Annotated in this window: 18 protein-coding genes; 8 read left to right on the top strand and 10 right to left on the bottom strand. The window is 44.2% G+C overall.

Annotated features, from left to right (window positions below; all coding sequences use genetic code 11):
- Positions 1-93: 93 nt before the first annotated feature.
- The 3 genes from B9T29_RS01160 to B9T29_RS01150 are packed head-to-tail and all read right to left on the bottom strand — an operon-like array spanning position 94 to position 2603.
- Positions 94-726, bottom strand: a complete 633-nt coding sequence (locus tag B9T29_RS01160; RefSeq protein ID WP_086174153.1) for a hypothetical protein — start codon at positions 724-726, stop codon at positions 94-96.
- 28 nt (positions 727-754) lie between these two features.
- Positions 755-1162, bottom strand: a complete 408-nt coding sequence (locus B9T29_RS01155; RefSeq protein ID WP_086174152.1) for a DNA polymerase III subunit chi — start codon at positions 1160-1162, stop codon at positions 755-757.
- Positions 1155-2603 (bottom strand): leucyl aminopeptidase, encoded by a 1449-nt coding sequence (locus B9T29_RS01150; protein ID WP_086174151.1) that lies wholly within the window; start codon positions 2601-2603, stop codon positions 1155-1157. The genes B9T29_RS01155 and B9T29_RS01150 overlap by 8 nt, the downstream gene beginning before the upstream one ends.
- Before the next feature lie 157 nt (positions 2604-2760).
- Here B9T29_RS01150 and lptF point away from each other — a divergent pair, with 157 nt between their 5' ends.
- The 4 genes from lptF to B9T29_RS01130 all read left to right on the top strand — a co-directional run bounded on the left by lptF (position 2761) and on the right by B9T29_RS01130 (position 7818).
- Positions 2761-3861: an LPS export ABC transporter permease LptF gene (gene lptF, locus B9T29_RS01145; protein WP_086174150.1), complete on the top strand. Its 1101-nt coding sequence runs from the start codon at positions 2761-2763 to the stop codon at positions 3859-3861.
- 2 nt (positions 3862-3863) lie between these two features.
- Positions 3864-4934, top strand: coding sequence for an LPS export ABC transporter permease LptG (lptG, locus tag B9T29_RS01140; RefSeq protein ID WP_086174149.1), 1071 nt, complete (start codon positions 3864-3866; stop codon positions 4932-4934).
- Positions 4935-5059: 125 nt separating this feature from the next.
- On the top strand, positions 5060-6607 hold the full coding sequence (gene gpmI / locus B9T29_RS01135) for a 2,3-bisphosphoglycerate-independent phosphoglycerate mutase (protein ID WP_086174148.1): 1548 nt from the start codon (positions 5060-5062) through the stop codon (positions 6605-6607).
- 26 nt (positions 6608-6633) lie between these two features.
- Positions 6634-7818 carry a S41 family peptidase gene (locus B9T29_RS01130; protein ID WP_086174147.1) on the top strand — a complete coding sequence of 395 codons (1185 nt, stop codon included), beginning with the start codon at positions 6634-6636 and terminating at the stop codon, positions 7816-7818.
- Positions 7819-7843: 25 nt separating this feature from the next.
- On the opposite strand, the gene B9T29_RS01125 is transcribed toward B9T29_RS01130, so the two are convergent.
- From B9T29_RS01125 to B9T29_RS01115, 3 genes are read right to left on the bottom strand one after another with little or no spacing between them, the layout of a single operon-like run.
- On the bottom strand, positions 7844-9256 hold the full coding sequence (locus tag B9T29_RS01125) for a sigma-54-dependent transcriptional regulator (RefSeq protein ID WP_171263945.1): 1413 nt from the start codon (positions 9254-9256) through the stop codon (positions 7844-7846).
- A gap of 19 nt (positions 9257-9275) precedes the next feature.
- Positions 9276-10841, bottom strand: coding sequence for a sensor histidine kinase (locus B9T29_RS01120; RefSeq protein WP_086174146.1), 1566 nt, complete (start codon positions 10839-10841; stop codon positions 9276-9278).
- Positions 10842-10867: 26 nt separating this feature from the next.
- Entirely contained in the window at positions 10868-11503 is a 636-nt protein-coding gene (locus tag B9T29_RS01115) for a response regulator (protein ID WP_086174145.1), read from the bottom strand.
- Between the two features lie 221 nt (positions 11504-11724).
- Here B9T29_RS01115 and B9T29_RS01110 point away from each other — a divergent pair, with 221 nt between their 5' ends.
- Positions 11725-12771: a serine hydrolase gene (locus B9T29_RS01110; RefSeq protein ID WP_143223854.1), complete on the top strand. Its 1047-nt coding sequence runs from the start codon at positions 11725-11727 to the stop codon at positions 12769-12771.
- Positions 12772-12877: 106 nt separating this feature from the next.
- On the opposite strand, the gene thrC is transcribed toward B9T29_RS01110, so the two are convergent.
- From thrC to xerD, 4 genes are all read right to left on the bottom strand, one after another.
- A complete protein-coding gene (gene thrC, locus B9T29_RS01105) occupies positions 12878-14017 on the bottom strand; it encodes a threonine synthase (protein ID WP_086174144.1) in 1140 nt (379 codons plus the stop codon).
- Positions 14018-14073: 56 nt separating this feature from the next.
- Positions 14074-15378 (bottom strand): homoserine dehydrogenase, encoded by a 1305-nt coding sequence (locus tag B9T29_RS01100; protein WP_086174143.1) that lies wholly within the window; start codon positions 15376-15378, stop codon positions 14074-14076.
- 124 nt (positions 15379-15502) lie between these two features.
- Positions 15503-16318, bottom strand: a complete 816-nt coding sequence (locus B9T29_RS01095; protein WP_086174142.1) for a DsbC family protein — start codon at positions 16316-16318, stop codon at positions 15503-15505.
- Positions 16319-16414: 96 nt separating this feature from the next.
- Entirely contained in the window at positions 16415-17332 is a 918-nt protein-coding gene (gene xerD, locus B9T29_RS01090) for a site-specific tyrosine recombinase XerD (protein ID WP_086174141.1), read from the bottom strand.
- Between the two features lie 172 nt (positions 17333-17504).
- On the opposite strand from xerD, the gene B9T29_RS01085 reads away from it, so the two are divergent.
- The 3 genes from B9T29_RS01085 to B9T29_RS01075 are packed head-to-tail and all read left to right on the top strand — an operon-like array spanning position 17505 to position 19924.
- Positions 17505-17765, top strand: a complete 261-nt coding sequence (locus tag B9T29_RS01085) for a FeoA family protein (protein ID WP_086174140.1) — start codon at positions 17505-17507, stop codon at positions 17763-17765.
- Positions 17762-19621 (top strand): ferrous iron transport protein B, encoded by a 1860-nt coding sequence (gene feoB / locus B9T29_RS01080; RefSeq protein ID WP_086174139.1) that lies wholly within the window; start codon positions 17762-17764, stop codon positions 19619-19621. The genes B9T29_RS01085 and feoB overlap by 4 nt, the downstream gene beginning before the upstream one ends.
- A gap of 51 nt (positions 19622-19672) precedes the next feature.
- Positions 19673-19924 carry a DUF6587 family protein gene (locus tag B9T29_RS01075; protein ID WP_086174138.1) on the top strand — a complete coding sequence of 84 codons (252 nt, stop codon included), beginning with the start codon at positions 19673-19675 and terminating at the stop codon, positions 19922-19924.
- Positions 19925-20082: the final 158 nt, after the last annotated feature.

Here is a 20082-nt window from a genome sequence, read left to right as displayed (position 1 = left end):
TATCCGGATAATAAAAAATAAGTCCACCGAAGTGGACGCTTTTATTTTAACTTAGCATACTTAAAAATGACCTAGATGAGCCGGGATCAGCAATCAGGTTTTTGGCTTTTCCGTAGATAAATTAGAATTCTTTAAAATGTACTCAATTTCTTCCTGGCTAGCCTGATGTAACTTGGCACGGAATACGGTCACCGCTTGTTCAATCAGGGTTTCAGCTTCCAGTTCCAGACGTAAACGCACACTTTCTAGTTCCGATAATATTTCATGGTCCGTAATCGAGATCATGCCCTTGGAAAAATTCAAGGCCGGGCCCGCAGGGTTCTTGTGATAACGCGCGGTATAGGTTTGCGTTTCGTGCTCTAAGTTTTGACGAATAAAAGTCAAGGTGTGAACTTGCTCTGCAAATTGTCTTTCTTCATCTAACTGTAATGCCCGTGCATAAGCCAGCTGTTCAGCACGCTTTTTTTCCAAAGACTGTTCTAAAGCACGTTGCTTGCGTAAACGAGCCTCTTCAATCAGTTGAGCCTTGCGATCTATATAGGCCTGTTCAATTTTTTCATAAGACTGCTTTTGTGCTTCTTTATCTTTTTCTAGCCACTTTTGAATATTGGTTTCAGGTTTCAGCACATTGCAGACACGGTGTAGGTCATCAATAAATGCCTGACGAACAGCCTCAGGTACATTTAACCAGCGCTGTTTAAAATCTTGACCGACATTTAATGCCACCCTATCTCTCCTTATTTCTATTGATCAGCTAAAGCTTGAAAGTTCGTGGCTCAATACCTAAGCGTCGATATTGTTTAAATTTCTCACGACCCAGTTGTTTTGCCGATTCGTTATTTTCTATGATTTCTATAATGTGACTAAATTTATCAATCTGTTCAAGGGCTTGATTGTTAAAATTAAACACAATCCAGTCCGACTGTTCCGGTAGCCGGGAGGAAATACAAATTGGGGCCTGTTCCTGATCAATGCCATGCGGAATGAAACTGCTCGGATCAAAACTCCACAATTGTTCATCGAGCTGCTGTTGCAAGTCCGGGTCGGCACAATACAACCAGATATGTGCCGGCTGTTTCAGAATCTTGCGGCACAAACGGCAAGTGCTTTGCACTTGCCGCTCGTTACTTTTTTCAAACAGGTAAAAGCTGACTTTAGCCATTCGACTGCGCACGGTTTGCTAGGAATTGAACCAGTAACGGTACAGGACGGCCTGTTGCACCTTTTGCCGTGCCAGAATTCCATGCAGTACCTGCAACGTCTAAATGTGCCCAGCGATATTCGCGGGTAAAGCGTTGCAAGAAACATGCTGCAGTCACAGAGCCGGCTTTAGGTCCACCGATATTGGCAATATCGGCAAAAGGAGAGTCTAGCTGTTCCTGATAGTCTTCAAGTACTGGCATGCGCCATACCCGGTCAAAAGAGGTCTGGCCTGCAGCAGTAATTTCGGCAGCCAGTTCGTCATCTGGGGTAAATAAACCGGACAGGACTGAACCCAAGGCCACTACACAAGCACCGGTTAAAGTTGCAATATCAATCACCAGCGCCGGATTAAAACGTTTGATGTAGGTCAGCGTGTCGCATAACACCAAACGGCCTTCGGCATCAGTATTTAAAATTTCAACAGTTTGTCCGCTCATGCTGGTCACGATATCGCCCGGGCGGGTGGCATGACCTGAAGGCATGTTTTCAGCAGCAGCAATGGCACCGACCACATGAATCGGCAGTTTTGCTTCACATAATGCGCGCATGGTGCCTAGTACAGATGCAGCGCCGCACATGTCGAATTTCATTTCGTCCATGCCCAGACCTGGTTTGAGTGAAATACCGCCTGTATCAAAAGTCACCCCTTTACCGACCAGTACTACAGGTGCTTGCTCAGTATGCGCTTTATATTCAAGGGTAATCACACGGCCCGGACGGTCTGAACCTTTGCTTACGGCAAGGAAGGCATTCATGCCCAAGTCCGCCATTTGCTGCTCATTAATCACGGTCACTTTCAGCAAGTCCGGATACTGTGCTGCCAAGGCTTGAGCCTGTTCTGCCAGATATTCAGGAAAACAGATATTGCCTGGACGGTTGCCCAGGTCACGTGCCAAACTTTGACCTGACTGAACGGCATGAATCAGGCCCAACTGTTGCGGGTTTAAAGTGCTGTTTGCAGCAATCAGATTGATCTGTTGCAGTACAAATTCATTTTTCTTGGATTTGTATTCATCAAAAGCATAATTGGCCTGAGTTAAAGCCAAGGCAAATAAATAATGCTGTTCAGGTGGCAATGCAGAAATATCAATACTGATCTGTTGGAATTTTTTTTGTGACGCTTTGATAATAGTTTGTGCGATTTTTGCTAATTTAGCTGGCTGAAGTTCTGCTGCCTTATCCAAGCCAATCAGGGCAGTATTTGCACACGCTGCGACTTTGCCAATAAGAGGCAAAGATTCGGTCAGGCTGGCTTTAAATTGAGCAGCTTCTACTAATGTATTTAAACCATTGATTTCATAAGCAGTCTCTGCCTTTTGAAGCTGCTCAGAATCGACTAATATCAACAAATATGGGCTAGATGCATTCTCTTGGAATGACGTATTAATTGTCAGTTTCATGTTCTGTATTCATGCCTTTGAAAGATTGCAAACCATTAAACCATTGAAACATTTCTATGAATAGAGTTTCAATGCGCAACAACAGTATAGGTTTTATATTTTCACCATTCGGGTAAACTAGCGCTAGTTTTTATTTGCTTTTTTTGGAAGAATTAATTTGATTATTCGGCGTTATCTGGTCAAGCAAGTGGTGTCTACATCCTTGGTGGTGATTGCCTTGCTGACCTTAATCATGATGGGTGGTCGGCTGATCAAGTTCTTTGGTGTGGCGGCACAAGGTCGTTTAGATACCAGTATTTTGTTTAGTATTATTGGTTATCGACTGCCAGAATTTTTAACCTTAATTCTTCCGCTCGGCTTTTTTATTGGTTTGATGCTGGTGTTTGGCCGTCTCTATGTCGATCATGAGATGGCAGTCATGAATGGCAGCGGCATCAGCCGTAACCAGCTGGGGCGTTTGCTGATTCCATTGACGGTGGTTTTTCTTGCTGTGCAAACCGTGTTAATGGTGTGGATGTCTCCATGGGGACTACGTAAGTTTGAAGAACTGACGACTAATCAGGCGGTCAGAACCGGTTTTGATTTGGTCCGTCCCAAAGAATTTATTTCTTCCGGTCCTTATACTATTTATGCCGGAGACCTGTCGGAAGACCGTCGTAATTTAAAAGATGTGTTTTTCTATCAACGCGCAGAAAAGCCGGGCAAGCCTGATGTCATGATTCTGGCGAAAGAAGCCACTCGTGTAGAAGTGGCCAATGAAACGGCCAGTATTGTCGATTTATCTGAAGGGCGCCGTTACGAAATTTTCCCGGGCACACCCAAATATACCCAGGCCGAATTTCAGTCTTACCGTTTACGTCTAGAAAGCGATAAGGAAGCCAAATTTGAAAGTGCGGAAGTCGAAGCCTTACCGATTGGCAAGCTCTGGAACAACCGTACTGATCCGGTGGTGGCAAGTGAATTGGGCTGGCGTATCTTTGTGCCATTTTCCATTGTTACCGCTTTAATGCTGGCGATTGCACTGTGTGAAGTGAGCCCGCGTCAGGGACGCTATTTAAAATTATTCCCGGCCTTACTGATTTTTGCCAGTTTGATTGTGGCACTCATGGCGGTAAAAACCCGGGTCAGTAAAGATGAAATGGGCATCTGGGCATATCCTTTGGTCTTGGTCGTTTATGGCATTGCTGGAGCATTGTTCTCCCGAAAACAAAAGCTCGCCCCTAAAATCAAGAAACGAATTCAGCAGGCGAGGTCTTAAAAATGTTAGCACGTCGAATAATTGCCAAACATGTGACCAAAACCACGGCATTGGCCATGCTAGGGGCTACAGCAGTGCTCTCTGTTTTACAAGTACTGTTTACCTATTTGGGTGAATTGGGTTCACTCAACGAGAACTATGGTGCCTGGCAGGCATTGCTTTATGTATTATGGGGTGCACCACGTTATCTGTATGAAATTTTACCTATTTCTGCCTTAATTGGTGCTGTGCTGGGTTTAGGTACTTTGGCTTCCAATAGTGAGCTGGTAGTGATGCGTTCGGTTGGGGTCAGCCTGTGGCGTATAGTCGGCTGGGTGATTCGCTCAGCCCTGATTCTGGTGGTTTTATCCTTTGTCTTAAGTGAATGGGTGATTCCTTATACCAATGAACAGGCCAAAAGTGTTAAAGATCACCGTAGCGTCAGTTCACTGGGTGAAGTCAATGGTTACTGGACGCGCGAAGGTCAGCGCTTTATTTATATTGATTATGCCAATGCACAAGGACAGCTAAAACATGTTCAAGTGGTTGACTTTGATGATCGTTATCACTTGAAAGGTGTTTTAAATGCCGAGCAAGGTCAGTTTGTTAAAGATGGTGCTTGGAATCTGAAAACTGCTGCGCAAATGGATATTCTGCCGCAAGGTAATTCAACCTTGGTGAAAACCGATCAGCTGCCTCTGACTTTAGCCTTGCAACCGAAATATGTGCATATGGTCACGATTGACCCTGAAGATTTATCACCGAGTCAATTGGTGAGCTTTATGAGTTATATGCATGAATATAGCCAGATTCCAAAAACCTACCAGCTGGCCTTCTGGCAAAAAGTCGGTTCACCTTTTGCTTTGATTGGTCTGGTGCTGATTGCCTGTTCCTTTATTTTTGGCCCTTTACGTCAGCAGTCGATGGGTTTCCGTCTGGTGATTGCCTTATTTACCGGCTTGGGCTTCTTCTATCTTCAGGACTTCTTGGGCTATGCCAGCCTGGTCTATTCACCCTCACCGGCCTGGTTTGTGTTTGTGCCGATTGCGCTGATGATGTTGGTGGGTGGTTATTTACTACGCCGTGCCCGCTAAATGCTTAAATACAAAGTGGTAAAAACAATGTGCATGATCAGCTTTAGTCATGATCTGCACATAGAGTCTTGACCGAAAATTCGGTAAGATATAACGATGAAATTGTAAACAAAAGAGTGTTCATTATGACGGATGCAACTGCTGGCAAAATCCCTCACGTTTTGGTAATCATGGATGGTGTGGGTCATCGCGAAGCGGTCGAGGACAATGCTTTCCTGGCAGCAAAACGACCTAACTTAACTGCTATGCAACAAAAGCATCCCCATGGTTTGATTTCAGGTTCAGGTGAAGATGTCGGCCTGCCTGATGGTCAAATGGGCAACTCTGAAGTGGGACATATGAACCTTGGTGCAGGCCGTGTGTTGTATCAGGATTTCACCCGTATTACCAAAGACATTCGTACCGGTGCTTTTTTTGAGCATGAAGTGTTGATTGATGCGGTAGAAAAAGCTAAAGCTGCGAATGCTGCAGTACATATTATGGGCTTGTTGTCACAAGGTGGCGTACATGCACATGAAGACCAAATTATTGCCATGGTGGAACTGGCACTAAAACGCGGTGCAAAAGTTTATCTGCATGCTTTCCTTGATGGTCGTGATACTCCACCAAAAAGCGCTCAGCCTTCTTTAGAAAAATTAGATGCGGTTTTTGCTCAATATCCGGGTCAAGGCCGTATTGCCACCATGATCGGCCGTTATTTTGCCATGGATCGTGACAACCGTTGGGATCGTGTTGAACAGGCCTATCGCCTGTTGACCGAAGGTGAAGCTGCACGTACCGCAGCAACTGCGGTTGAAGGTCTGGAACAGGCGTATGCGGAAAATGAGTCGGATGAATTTGTCAAAGCCACCCGTATTGGCGAACTGGCTAAAATTCAGGATGGCGACAGTGTGGTGTTCATGAATTTCCGTGCCGACCGTGCGCGTGAAATTACCAAAGCCTTTGTAGAAAAAGACTTTGCCGGTTTTGAGCGTAAGGTGGTGCCAAACCTGTCTAAGTTTGTCATGCTCACCCGTTATCAAGCCACTATTGATGCGCCTGTGGCCTATATGCCAGAAGCGTTGAAAAACTCGATTGGCGAATACTTGTCTGATTTGGGTAAAACCCAGCTGCGTATTGCTGAAACTGAAAAATATGCCCATGTGACTTTCTTCTTCAGCGGTGGCCGTGAAGATGAATACCCGGGTGAAAAACGTATTTTGATTCCATCTCCAAGCGTGGCAACTTATGACTTGAAACCGGAAATGAGTGCTTATGAAGTTACCGATGAACTGGTTGCTGCAATTCACTCAGGTGAATATGACCTGTTGGTGGTGAACTATGCCAATGGTGATATGGTGGGGCATACCGGTGTATTTGATGCAGCAGTGAAAGCCGTTGAAGCGGTGGATACTTGCCTGGGCCGTGTATATGAAGCAGTAATGGCTAAAAAAGGCCATATGCTGATTACTGCCGATCATGGTAATGTAGAGCAAATGCAGGACTACCAAAGCGGTCAGGTACATACGCAACATACCACTGAACTGGTTCCGTTTATTTATGTCGGCCCAACTTCTGCAACCATTGCTGAAGGTGGCGTCCTTGCAGATGTTGCTCCAACATTGTTGAACCTCATGCAAATTCCTGTACCTGCAGAAATGAAAGGTCGTAATTTGATTACTTTAAAATCATAAAAATTTTTGTATAAACAGGTGGATGGATGGCTTTACAGCGCTGGAAAAAGGTTGTCATTTTAACAACGTTATTCATGTGTATGAGCCATTCCGCCCTTGCTGCGGTAAAAGGCAAGGCTCAGCCTGTTTTAGATTTTGATGATGAGGTCGAACAAAATTATGCTGAAGTTCCGGTGGAATCAATTCAGCAATTTGTCCAGATTTATAGCATAGTCAAAGAAAATTATGTCGATGACAAAAATGACGAAACCTTATTTCAGCAGGCTATTAAAGGTCTGGTGAGTGGTCTGGATCGTTATTCACGTTATTTAAGTCCAGAAGATTATAAGCAGCTGTTGCAATATACCGAAGGCGATATTGCCTCTGTCGATTTTGAACTGGGTTATGACCAGCAGTTGCATCAATGGGCTATTCAAGGTTTAAAGGAAAATGCTGACTCAGCCAAGCAAGGTTTGCGCAATGGCGTGAGCGTTTTCAAGGTTGATGATCAGGAACTGAAAAAACTCAACCATGATCAGGTCAATAGCCTGCTGAATGGTTCGATTGGCTCTACCTTAAGCTTGCAACTGGCACAAAATAGCAAGCCGCTGATTTTGGTGCGTAATAAAAAAATAGAAACCGATATTCAGGCAACGCTGCTGCATAATCAGGTGCTGGTCATCAAAGTTAAAGTTTTTCAGCAAGATACAGCTAATGAAATCAAGCGCTTGATTGAAGAACATTCTTCTTCTTCACGTCTGAAAGCGGTATTGCTCGATTTAAGAAATAATCCTGGCGGCTTGTTGTCGGCTGCAGTTGAATCGGCCGACTTATTCCTGAATCAAGGCATCATCGTATCAACTAAAAGCCGTTCCGAAGGCGATCAGCAGTTTCAGGCCTTGCCCAGTTTTGAATTTCAGAATTTAAAGCTTGGTATTTTAATCAATAACCGTTCGGCTTCTGCCGCTGAAGTTTTTACTGCTGCCATGAAAGATCACGACCGTGCCTGGGTGGTGGGTGAGAAAAGCTATGGCAAAGGGGTAGTACAAAAACTGTTCCCGCTGTCCAATGGTGCTGCTTTACAGATGACAGTATCGCATTACTACACCCCGAAAGGGCAGATGATTGAAGGTGTGGGCATTCAGCCCAATCAACAGTATCTGCTGCAACATGAGATGAAAGAAGAAAACTATCTGGAACATGTTGCAGAGATCATTTTAAGTCATAAATAAACGGCTTGGTCCTCAATAAAACGACCTAATCCTCGTCGGTATCCAGGCCAAATTTTTTCAGACGATAACGCAAAGAACGGAAAGACATGCCCAGTTTTTTAGCGGCCAGTGTTCTGTTCCAATGGGTTAAATTCAGGGCATTGAGTAAAATATCTTTTTCAATATTTTCCAGATAAAGCTCTAAACCTTCATCAGGTAATTTCTTGGAAGAAATCAGGATATCACTACGCAATGTATGGTGATCTTCCGTTACGGCTGGCGCTGCTGCGGTAGGATAACGTAAAGGTGCACTTTGCAAGTGTTGCAAGTCGATTTTTTCGTCATCGCTTAAGGTAATGGCACGTTCAATAATATTACGCAGTTCACGCACATTTCCGGGATAATACTGACTCAATAAAAAGCTTTTCGCACGATCAGTCAGCTGTTTTGGTGGAATATCCCATTCCTGACTAATTCTCTGAATAAAGTGATGCGCCAATAAAATAATATCGTCACCGCGTTCACGCAGCGGAGGCAGCACCAAATCCATGACATGGATGCGGAAGAATAAATCCTGTCTAAAGCGGCCTTGCTGAACCAAGGCTTCAAGATCCTGATGACTGGCACTAATCACGCGAAAGTCGACATCAATTTCATTGTCTGAACCGACTGGACGAATGCGTTTTTCCTGTACCGCACGCAGCAGTTTAACCTGCATGCTTAAAGGCAGTTCGGCAATTTCATCCAAAAACAAACTGCCGCCATGGGCAGATTGAATCAGGCCCTGTTTGTCTTGTGTGGCACCAGTAAAGCTGCCTTTTTTATGCCCAAACAGTTCACTTTCCATCAATTCAGTCGGAATGGCTCCGCAGTTAATGGCAATAAACGGACCTTCATTACGGTTACTGAGGCGATGTACCAGATTGGCAATCACTTCTTTTCCTGTCCCGGATTCACCGGTAATAAATACCGGTGCCTGAGAGCGGGCAATTTTATTTAAGGTCACTCGTAACTGTTGAATCGGCAGGGATTGTCCAACTAATAATTTTTGTTCCAAACTGTCTTCTTTGGTCTGAAAATGTTCAAACGGTTTGTTAAAAGCTTTTTGCAGGAGTTGTTCCAGATGCTTCTGATTCACCGGTTTGTTGACAAAATCGAAGGCGCCAGCTTTAAGTGCTGCAATGGCAATTTCCATATTGCCATAGGCAGTCAGTACCGCGACCGGTATGGAGGGAAAATGCTGGTTAATCCATTCCACCAGTTGCAGTCCATTACCGTCTGGCAAATTTAAATCGGTTAAACAGGCATCATAGCGATATTCAGACAGGAACTTTTTAGCCTGTTCAACACGATGTGCAATATGGGTTTTGATCCCAATACGAGATAAAGACATTTGCATGAGGGTACACAAATCTTCCTCATCATCCACCAATAAAACAAGTGGTTGTTGTTCCACAATACACCCCAGCAATTTAAATTTATAAAGCAACTCGCAGGCATTCTATTCGAAAGCATGCCCCTTGTTCTTGTTCTACATAGTTCAGTTTTGCCTCATTTGCTTCGCAAAAACTATGTGATAGGTATAATCCTAAACCAGTTCCTGTGATTTCGGTACTAAAAAAAGGTTGAAATAAATAAGCCAGATCCTTGGAAGCAACGCCGGCCCCAAAATCACGGACGTCAATGCGTACATTGGTTTCCTGTAAATAAACATTCAATTCGATATGTGAATGCTCAGGTGAATTATGTCGAATGGCATTGCGAATCAGGTTAATCAGAACTTGACGAAGTTGTGCCTCGTCGAAACGAATAAAAATTTTACCCTGAACGGTAGATTTAATTTGAGTGGCAATATCCGCCAAATCTTCCTGAATCAGTAAGGGAATAAACTGTTTCAGCTCAATGTTTGAAGGATGGGTTTCTTTATTGCGCACCATATTTAGCGTGTCTTGTACAATCCGGTCTATACGCTGCGCCTGCTTGGAAATCATTCGGCTCAAAGCTGCTTGTTGATGCTGATCGCTATCACTGAAAAGTTCATTGGCTTGTACAATGGCCGCTAAAGGATTGCGAATTTCATGGGCAATGCTGGCAGACAATTGACCTAATGCCGCGAGTTTTAATTGTTGTACACGTTGATTGATCTTGGTGGCATCCTGCAACACCAGCAGGGTCAGGGTTTGATGCGGAACCATGAGTTTTTGCACTTCAATATGCATATGATAATGGCTGAGCTGTGACTCAAACTGGAATTTTTCTCCGTCCTGCAGTTGATCAAATTTAAGTAATTCAAATAAATCGGGCTGTGCCTTGTATAAGGGGTATTTGTCATAGGCATAGAGTGGGGGAATGCCTAAAAGCATGCAGGCAGCAGGGTTGCTCAGTACAATATGACAGTTTTCATCTAAAACCAGATAACCCAGTTCAATTTGTTCCAGAATATAGCGATTCAGGTTTTGCAGTCGGTTTAATTCCAGCGATTGAGAAAAATTTAAATTTTCAAGTAACTGGAAGCGTTTTACCGCAATTTGACCACTGCCATAAACCACGAAAAACAGAAAGGCCAGTACCGCACTATTGCCAATATTATTCAGTGAAGAAAAATCAAAGATACTGCCTAAAAAAAGCTGATAAATCACACTAATTACCGCAATTAAGGTAATGATCAGCGCCTTTTTGGCATTCAGTAATAACGATGCGGCAAAGATGGTAATCACAAACAGCAAACTTAATTGCAGGTTAGGACCATCTACTGCCAAGGTGAGCAAGCTTAAAGCAATCACATCGACAACAAATAACAGCGGCAGCTGCTGGGCAATTTTTAAACGTATGCTTTTTAGCGTGATTAACTGGATACAGTTTGTAAATACGTAGCCAATCAGCACGTAAAGATAAAGCTGCGGATAATGATAATCGGTATTTAAGCGCTGATAAGTTAACAAGAAAATCAGCAGAAGACTGGTCGCAATAATGAATCGGTAGGTGCTATACCAAATGCCTAAATGATATTGGTTAAACTCAAAGGTCTGGGTAGGTTGCGTCATGCATGTCTTCTACAAGCCAAAGGGTATTAAGGTTTAATCAGACCATAGCGAATGGCCAGGTGAGTCAGTTTGACATCACTATCCAGATTCAGCTTTTCAAAAATGCGGTAACGGTAAGTATTTACTGTTTTGACACTGACAAAAAGTTTATCGGCAATTTCCTGGGCACTAATACAATTCACCACCATCATCGCCACCTGCATTTCACGTTCCGATAAGGCATCGAAAGGAGACTGTTGGGTGTCAGAAAGATATGAACTGGCCAGTTGTTCTGCAATGTCGGCACTGAAATACTTTCCACCTTGCATGACCTTGTTGATGGCACGAACCATTTCGGTCACAGGTGCACCTTTGGTGATATAGCCTTTAGCACCTGCTTTAAGCAATAAGGAAGGATAGGGCTCTTCAGCCAAGCCACTGACCGCCAGTACTTTGGTTTCAGGCGCAGTTTGCAATAGACGTCGGGTGGTTTCTACCCCGCCAATTCCGGGCATGTTTACATCCAGCAAAACGACATTAGGATGATGATGGCGGACTAAGTTAATCGCTTCTTCACCAGATTCAGCCTGACCAATCACTTGAACATCCGCATGGTCTTCGAGCATACGGCAAATTCCGGTACGTACTAATTCATGGTCATCTACCACTAAAACTGTGATCACCTAGTTCTCCCTCATATCAAAAAAATGCATTTTTTTTGTTACATAAAGCAAAATAAGCTTGCAATGAAATGACAAAATTAGCAATCCTATTCTATATCTTTCAATTAAATGTTATACACAATGTTGTGAGCAACAAAAAGTGTTCATCTTTGTGTCTAAATGTAAGCATTTTTGAGGGAATATACAAATGTATCTTGCCTCCTTGAGTTGAGTAAATCACCGTGAAAAATTCGAAAAAATCTTTAATGCATATGCTGGGCATTTCAATTCTGCTTAGCATGAGTTCAGCCAGTTTTGCAGAACTGGTGATGGATGCGTCTAAAGGGACGGGACAGGCTGCGTTGAACTGGTCCTCTGAGGATGTCAATCAATTATTAAACGGTGATGCTTCAGCTGAAGAAGTCTCTCCACAAGGTTCAACCAAAATAGCCACTTCCGTACGTAGTTCGAATGGTGTGGTGACACATTCTGCACCTAAAACAGTACAAATTTTAAATAATTCCAATTATAGCAACCAGCCTTCGGTTAATGCCCGCGCTGCATTGGTGATGGACGGTCAAACTGGCGAAGTGCTTTATAGTAAAAATAGCAATACGGCTTTTCCAATTGCATCGATTACCAAGCTGATGACAGCTGTCGTAATTGCGGATTCCCGTTTAAATATGTCAGAAAAAATAACTTTACAGCAATCTGACTTTTCATGTTCGGGCTGTAAAAGTTCAAGTTCGACTTTACGCGCGGGTGATAGCATGAATCGCGCTGAAGCTTTACTGTTTGCTTTAATGAAGTCTGAAAACCCTGCAGCAGCAGCATTGGCACGTACTTATCCGGGTGGTCGAGCAGCATTTGTGGCTGCAATGAATGCCAAGGCAAAATCTTTAGGCATGAATTCAACCCATTATATGGAGTCTTCCGGTTTAGACCCGCGTAATGTGTCTTCAGCACGAGACTTGGGTATTTTGGTGAATACGGCGTCTCAATATAGTTTGATCCGTCAGTTCTCAACCACAGCAAGCTATGATTTTAACTTGGGCTATCGTGTATTAAAATCGAACAATACCAATGCCTTGGTACGTAACGGTGGCTGGAATATCAATATTTCAAAAACAGGTTATATCAATGAAGCAGGGCGTTGTGTGGTGATGCATACCACTTTAAATAACCGTCCTGCAATTGTGGTACTTCTTGGAGCAGATTCCTCTGCTGCACGTACCAACGATGCAACACGTTTAATGAGCTGGGCAAGCCAGTTACCCAAACGTATTTAATGTTAAATTTTGGGAAGTATTCAAATTTACTCAACCTTTGAATACTTCTGAATTAAAAAGCCCTGCAATTGCAGGGCTTTTTGTTTCAATCTAAAGATGAAATAAATTACATATTAGAAAGAATAGAGTCTTTGACTTGATTCATTGTCGCATCGATAGACAACATCACTGCATCAGAACATTGTTTGATTGCTGTGTCAGGGTCTTTTAAGCCGTTACCCGTTACTGTACATACAATTACAGAACCTTCAGCAATTTTACCTGCTTTAATGTCACGAATTGCACCACCAATAGACGCTGCAGAAGCAGGTTCTACGAATACACCTTCGTACATAGAAAGTAAGCGTTGAGCTTCAAGGATTTCAGCATCAGTTAGTTCGTCGAACCAACCTTGAGAATCACGAACAACCGCTTTGGCGTGGTTCCAGCTTTGTGGGTTACCGATACGGATTGCAGTTGCGATAGTTTCAGGGTTTTCCACTGGTGCACCACGTAAGAATGGAGCAGCGCCAGAAGCCTGGTAACCGACCATTGTTGGCAGACCTTCAGGTTTTGGACCAGTGAATTGATCTGTTGCAGCATCATAAACCACTTGTTCAAACTGGTCTTTAGGCTGGTTGGCAACAGCTTCGGTATAACCCATCCAGTGTGCAGTGATGTTACCTGCGTTACCCACGGGTAGACAGTGATAATCAGGTGCACGACCTAATTCATCCACGATTTCGTAAGCAATGGTTTTTTGACCTTGCAAACGGTATGGGTTGATTGAGTTTACGATGGTCACAGGCGCTTGGTCAGCCACTTCTTTTACCAGACGCATACCGTCATCGAAGTTGCCGCGAATTTGCATGGTTACCGCACCGTACATCATGGCTTGTGCCATTTTACCCATGGCAATTTTGCCTTCCGGGATGAGTACGAACGCTTTGATGCCGGCACGGGCAGCATAAGCAGCCGCTGCAGCAGAAGTGTTACCTGTAGATGCACAGATAATGGCTTTAGAACCTTCTTCAACCGCTTTAGTTACCGCCATGGTCATGCCACGGTCTTTAAATGAACCAGTCGGGTTTAAGCCCTCGTACTTCACATAAATTTCAACATTTTTGCCAATAATGCGAGGAATGTTCTCAAGCTTGATCAGTGGCGTGTTACCTTCGCCTAAAGAGATTGCGCGAGTTGTTGCAGACACTGGTAAACGGTCGCGATAGCGGTCAACTAAACCAGTATAACGATTGGCATTAGACATGATGATGTTCCAATTGTATGTAGAGCTTGGCAAGGGGAATACTCCCCTCAACCCGATTAATTATCAAGCGATTCTAAACGAATTCGTACAATTTCGCCATGAATGACGGGCAATGCTTGAATTTGCTGAAGGGCTTCATCCATTTTTGATTCTTTCACTGGATCAGTCAGAATCACGATAGGAATAAGGTCTTTTAAGCGCGGCTGTTGCATGATCGCGTCGATGCTAATACCGGCACGGCTTAAAATGGTGGTGACATCGGCCAGAACGCCAGTTTGATCTTCGGCATTAATACGGATGTAATATCCGGTGGTCATTTCTTCACGTGGCAGAATTGGTAAGTCTGTCAGTGCTTCAAACGCAAGCTGCGGAATAGTTCCAGCACCATCTTCTGTGTAAATAATGTCACGGACAATATCCACCACGTCCGCGACTACCGCAGAAGCCGTTGGACCAGCACCAGCGCCAGCACCGTAATACAGTGTTGGACCAACAGCATTGGCTTGGACTAGAACGGCATTTTTTACACCGTTGACGTTAGCAATCAGCTGGTCATCTGGAATCAAGGTCGGGTGGACGCGTAATTCAATTCCGGCATCGGTACGGCGTGCAATACCCAAGTGTTTGATACGGAAGCCCAAGTCTTCGGCATATTTTACGTCTTGAGCAGTCACTTTGCTGATGCCTTCGGTAAATACCTTGTCGAACTGTAGCGGAATACCAAAGGCACATGAAGCCAGAATCGTCAGTTTATGTGCAGCATCAATGCCTTCAACGTCAAAGGTTGGATCTGCTTCAGCATAACCCAGTTCTTGTGCTTCTTTGAGCACGTCTGCAAAGGCACGACCTTTTTCACGCATTTCACTTAAAATGAAGTTGCCTGTACCGTTAATGATGCCCGCCAGCCAGTCAATTTTATTGGCAGCCAAACCTTCACGAATCACTTTAATAATCGGAATACCACCGGCAACGGCTGCTTCATAGGCAATTTGTACGGCATGGTCTTCGGCCGCTTTAAACAGTTCATTGCCATGTTCAGCCAGTAAGGCCTTGTTGGCCGTCACAATGTGCTTGCCGTGTTTCATCGCTTCCATGATGACTTCATAAGCAGGGTGAATGCCGCCCATAACTTCAACCACCACATCGACATCAGGTTGACGAACGATATCGAGCAGATCAGCACTTTGCTTCGCTGAAGCAGGTAAATCCAGATCAGGACGTGGACGACGGGTACCTACATGAGTGATTCGAATTTCTCGACCGGTGCGACGTTTAATCTCAGCAGCATTTTCTTTTAGTAGTTTAAGGGCACCACCACCCACAGTACCAAGACCGAGGATTGCCAGACGAACTGGTTTCACGTCACACTCCAAATATGTATTCAACTTTAAGCGAAACTAGATCATAGCTAAAAAAACCGCCAGACTCTAGGGTAGATATCACTTTATCTTTACCTATTAAATTTAGTAAATGAATTGATAAAAATTAGTTATTTAAACGTTGCACCAATTCTTCAGGCGATAGATATCCACCCAAGTAAACACCCTCGGTATTATAAATTGCCGGAGTACCGTTGACGCCCATATTCAAGCCCAATTGATATTGATCTCTGACTGGATTTTTACAGGTCGCTGGAGCAAGCGGTGCACCGGCAATGGCCTGATCGAATGCAGCTTGACGGTCGGCACTACACCATACGCTTTCCATGGCTGGCATGAACTGTTCGCCACGTGGCCATGCGATATAGCGCACTTCAATACCCTGGGCATTAATTTCAGCCATATGTTCATGTAATTTATGACAATACGGACAGCTGGCATCGGTAAAAACATAGACCACATGTTTGGTCTTGCCTTTGGCTTTATACACCAGAAGATCTTCAGTTTTTAAGTTGGCAAGCAGTTTTTTATTGGTTTCGGATTGCAGGTTTTCACTGACATTGTGAATTTTACTGTCGCCTAAACGCAGTACATCGCCCTGAACAATGTATTTGCCATCGGCAGTGGCATATACAGATGACATGCCTTCGAGAGTGACCCAATACAGATTAGGGACTTCAGTCGCTTTAATATTTAAAATTTTGGCATTGATATTGGCTTTCTTGAAATGCTGCTGCAAGGTGTTGACCAGACGTTGCTGTGCATTGCGTTCTGAAAGGTTGGATGCTTCCCCGGTTGCAGGTGCGCTAGCGGTTAAAGTATTTTGCTTTTTTTCATCATTATTCGAATTGGAGCAGGCCGTTAATCCCAAGCCAACAACAAGTGTAGATGCGAGAAAAATTTTTGAACGGGTAAATAACATAAACAACCCTTTCTTGTAGGTATAAAAAAACAGGTGAATAAGCATAACAAAAAAAAATGTCTGAAATAAAACTTCTTAGTCTGATATTTACTGCCGTTAAGCGCGCGGGTGATAAGTGGCATGTAACTGTTGCATGCGAACCTGAGCCACGTGGGTATAAATTTGCGTGGTGGATAAATCACTATGTCCGAGCAGCATCTGTACCACACGCAAGTCGGCACCATGATTGAGCAGATGGGTGGCGAAGGCATGCCGCAGGGTATGCGGTGAAAGTTCGGTCTGAATGCCGGCTTGCAAAGCATAGCGCTTAATGGCATACCAGAAATTTTGCCGACTCATGATGCCACCATGCTGGGTTAAAAACACATAGTCAGTGGCAGATTTATACAGGCTGGCACGTGCTTGCTGTAGATACTTTTCAATCCATTCACAAGCGACCTGCCCCAAAGGAACCAGACGTTCCTTATTGCCTTTGCCGACAATACGCAAATAGCCTTGTTTTAGATTAATCAGTTCCAGCCTTAAATTGAGCAATTCAGATACCCGTAGTCCGCAGGCGTAGAGGACTTCAAACATTGCCCGGTCACGTAAGCCCAGAGCGGTATTGATATCTGGTGCATTAATTAAGGCTTCAACATCGGCTTCGGATAAATCCTTCGGTAAGGCCCGCCCAATTTTAGGGGTTTTATGGGTTGCAACCGGATTGTCGCTACGTAATTTTTGCTCACGCAGAAATTTATAAAAGGAACGCAGGGCAGAAAGTGAGCGCGCAATCGAGCGCGGACTTTTTCCCTGTTGGGTCAGGTTGAGTAAAACATCGGAAATGTCATCACTGCTCCAGTCTTGCATGGCAACAGTACTGCACTCACTACATTGAATTAAATCAGACAGATAGGCATTACGGGTATGCGGGCTGACGGTTTGGGCAATTAAATAATCTCGAAAGCCCTGCAAAAAACTTAAATGTTCAGGAATGTTTACAGCTGCGGGAATACGAGGCTTTTTATTGAGCATGTCACTTCTACGTTAAATGAAAACCCCAAGTTTTTCTTGGTCTTGATCAATGTAGACCAATTTTTTTGCAATGTCGAACGCCGCACACAAGATGAGAATTGGAATCAAACCTTACTTGGTAATTATTCTCATTTGTTTGTATACTGTACGAAATATTTTAGGATTAGATGCGGTGCGATTATCTGATTTGAAAGTGAAACAAACGGCCATCATTAGCAAAGTGAATCGTACTTTGGATGGTGATACAGCTCAGACTGATCTGGTGGCGAGTCGTTTAGAAACTTTAGGTTTTGTACCGGGGACAAAAGTTCAGGTCATTACCAAAGGTATTTTTGGTGGCGATCCCATCCTGATTCAGGTGGGGTTTACCCGTTTCGCACTGCGTAAAGTTGAAGCTGAAAAAATTGAAATTGAAGAGGGGATCACTGCATGAGTGATGCGCTACGTATTGCCCTTGTAGGTAACCCGAACTGTGGTAAAACATCATTATTCAACCATTTGACCGGAACACGGCAAAAAGTGGGTAATTATGCGGGGGTCACGGTTGAACGAAAGGTTGGGCAGTTCAGCTTGCCTTCAGCACGTGCGGTTCGTGTGCTGGATTTGCCCGGGACTTATAGTCTGAATGCGACCAGCCCGGATGAAGCCATTACCCGTGATGTGGTGCACGGCAAAATTGCTGAAGAAGGTGATCAGGATGCTTTCCTGTGTGTGGTGGATGCCACCAACTTAAAACTGCATCTCGGTCTGGTTCTGGAAATGATCGAGCTGGGGCGTCCTATTTTGCTTGTGCTGAATATGATGGATGAAGCACGCCGTCGTGGCATGCAGATCAACACGCAAAAATTATCGCAGCGTTTAGGTATTCCTGTGGTGGAAACTGTGGCGGTGCGTAATGCAGGAATTGAAAACCTGATGGGCGCGCTGGATGTTGAAACATTTAGAACGCCTAACACTGAACTGAGCGATGTCAAGATTTCCGGTTCAAATCATGAAAAAATTGCCCAGATTCTAAAAGATGTGGTGGTTTTCGTTGACCATGAAGATAAGCGTTCTGATTTTCTGGATAAAATTTTCTTGCATCCGGTGTTTGGCTTAATCAGCCTGGCTGTGATGATGTTTATTATCTTCCAGGCGGTATTTGCCGGGGCTGCGCCATTTATGGATGGGATTGAAGCGGCTTTCGGATGGCTGGGAGAAACTGTGGGTGAGCATATTGCACATCCATTGCTGAATAGTTTGGTGGTGGACGGCATTATTGCCGGTGCGGGTGGTGTAGTGGTGTTTTTGCCACAGATTCTGATCCTGTTCTTCTTCATTTTGGTATTGGAAGAATCCGGCTATTTGCCACGTGCAGCGTTCTTGCTGGATAAATTGATGTTTAAGGCTGGTTTAAGTGGCCGGGCCTTTATTCCATTGCTATCCAGTTTTGCCTGTGCTGTGCCGGGCATTATGGCAACCCGTAGCATCAGCGATCCGCGTGACCGTTTGACCACTATTTTAGTTGCGCCATTGATGACCTGTTCTGCGCGTTTGCCGGTTTATGCTTTGCTGATTTCTGCCTTTATTCCAGCAAAAATGGTGTGGGGCGTGTTTAACCTGCAAGGTTTGGTATTGTTCGCGCTGTATATGGCGGGTATTGTCAGTGCCCTGATTGTCGCGACCGTGCTGAAATTTTTCCAGAAAGATAAATCCCAGCATGCCTTGTTGATGGAATTGCCAAGTTATCGTTTTCCGGATGTGAAAAGTGTTTGGATTGGCTTACTCGACCGCGCCAAGATCTTCTTGAAGCGTGTGGGTGGCATCATCTTTGCGCTATCTGTCTTGCTGTGGTTCCTGTGTACTTTCCCGCAGGCGCCAGAAGGTGCAGTTGGGCCAGCAATTGACTATTCATTTGCCGGTATGCTGGGTCATGTGATGCAGCCGATTTTTGCGCCATTGGGCTTTAACTGGCAGATTTGTATTGCCTTGATTCCAGCCATGGCGGCTCGTGAGGTGGTGGTGGCAGCACTCGGTACCGTATATGCCTTGTCTGCAGCTGATGATGATGCGGTCGCACAAGGCTTATCGACTTTAATCAGCAGCGGTGATTTGGCATGGTCATTGGCAACCGGTTTATCTTTGCTGGTGTGGTTCATTTATGCGCCGCATTGCCTGGCCACGCTGGCAACGGTAAAGCGTGAAACAGGTTCATTCAAAACCGTAACCTTAATGACCATTTACCTGTTTGGACTGGCGTATCTCATGTCATTCCTGACTTATCAAATTGCGTCACATTACTTTGGATAATTTTACTTTGGATAATTTTGTCCAAAGCCAAACAAGTGAAAGGAGACTGAAATGATTGAAATTCTCATTGTGGCTGCTTTGGTCATTTGGAGTGCTGTGGTGGTGTTTAAGAAAGTTTTTCCGAAAGCCGCGTATTCAGTCTTCAGCTCACTTTCGAACGGCTGCCAACAGCAGGGCTGGACTGTTCTGGCAAAATGGTTAAAACCTGAAATGGTCTCTGGCTGTGGTGGCAGTTGTGGCTGTTCGGCCTCAGACAGTCCTGCCAAGAAAAAACCTGAAGTCCAGGCAGTAAAGTGGAAATAAAATCTACTGCCGGGAAAAAAATTGAAAACCGTCATTTATGACGGTTTTTTTACGCACTGACACAAAAAAGCCGAGATAAAGTCAAAACAGAAAAAGCATTCAAAACAGCAAAGTGCTAACATTTTGTCAGTTTTGAAAACGTACCAAAAAATGGGGCA

The organism is Acinetobacter sp. ANC 3903 (assembly GCF_002135315.1).
Lineage (GTDB): Bacteria > Pseudomonadota > Gammaproteobacteria > Pseudomonadales > Moraxellaceae > Acinetobacter.
This window is presented reverse-complemented; position numbering and strand designations above follow the sequence as displayed.

Coding starts and splice junctions, on each gene's coding strand:
- B9T29_RS01155 (WP_086174152.1), bottom strand. CDS start 1,162: ATGGCTAAAGTCAGCTTTTACCTGTTTGAAAAAAGTAACGAGCGGCAA.
- B9T29_RS01150 (WP_086174151.1), bottom strand. CDS start 2,603: ATGAAACTGACAATTAATACGTCATTCCAAGAGAATGCATCTAGCCCA.
- lptG (WP_086174149.1), top strand. CDS start 3,864: ATGTTAGCACGTCGAATAATTGCCAAACATGTGACCAAAACCACGGCA.
- gpmI (WP_086174148.1), top strand. CDS start 5,060: ATGACGGATGCAACTGCTGGCAAAATCCCTCACGTTTTGGTAATCATG.
- B9T29_RS01130 (WP_086174147.1), top strand. CDS start 6,634: ATGGCTTTACAGCGCTGGAAAAAGGTTGTCATTTTAACAACGTTATTC.
- B9T29_RS01120 (WP_086174146.1), bottom strand. CDS start 10,841: ATGACGCAACCTACCCAGACCTTTGAGTTTAACCAATATCATTTAGGC.
- thrC (WP_086174144.1), bottom strand. CDS start 14,017: ATGTCTAATGCCAATCGTTATACTGGTTTAGTTGACCGCTATCGCGAC.
- B9T29_RS01095 (WP_086174142.1), bottom strand. CDS start 16,318: ATGTTATTTACCCGTTCAAAAATTTTTCTCGCATCTACACTTGTTGTT.
- xerD (WP_086174141.1), bottom strand. CDS start 17,332: ATGCTCAATAAAAAGCCTCGTATTCCCGCAGCTGTAAACATTCCTGAA.
- feoB (WP_086174139.1), top strand. CDS start 17,762: ATGAGTGATGCGCTACGTATTGCCCTTGTAGGTAACCCGAACTGTGGT.
- B9T29_RS01075 (WP_086174138.1), top strand. CDS start 19,673: ATGATTGAAATTCTCATTGTGGCTGCTTTGGTCATTTGGAGTGCTGTG.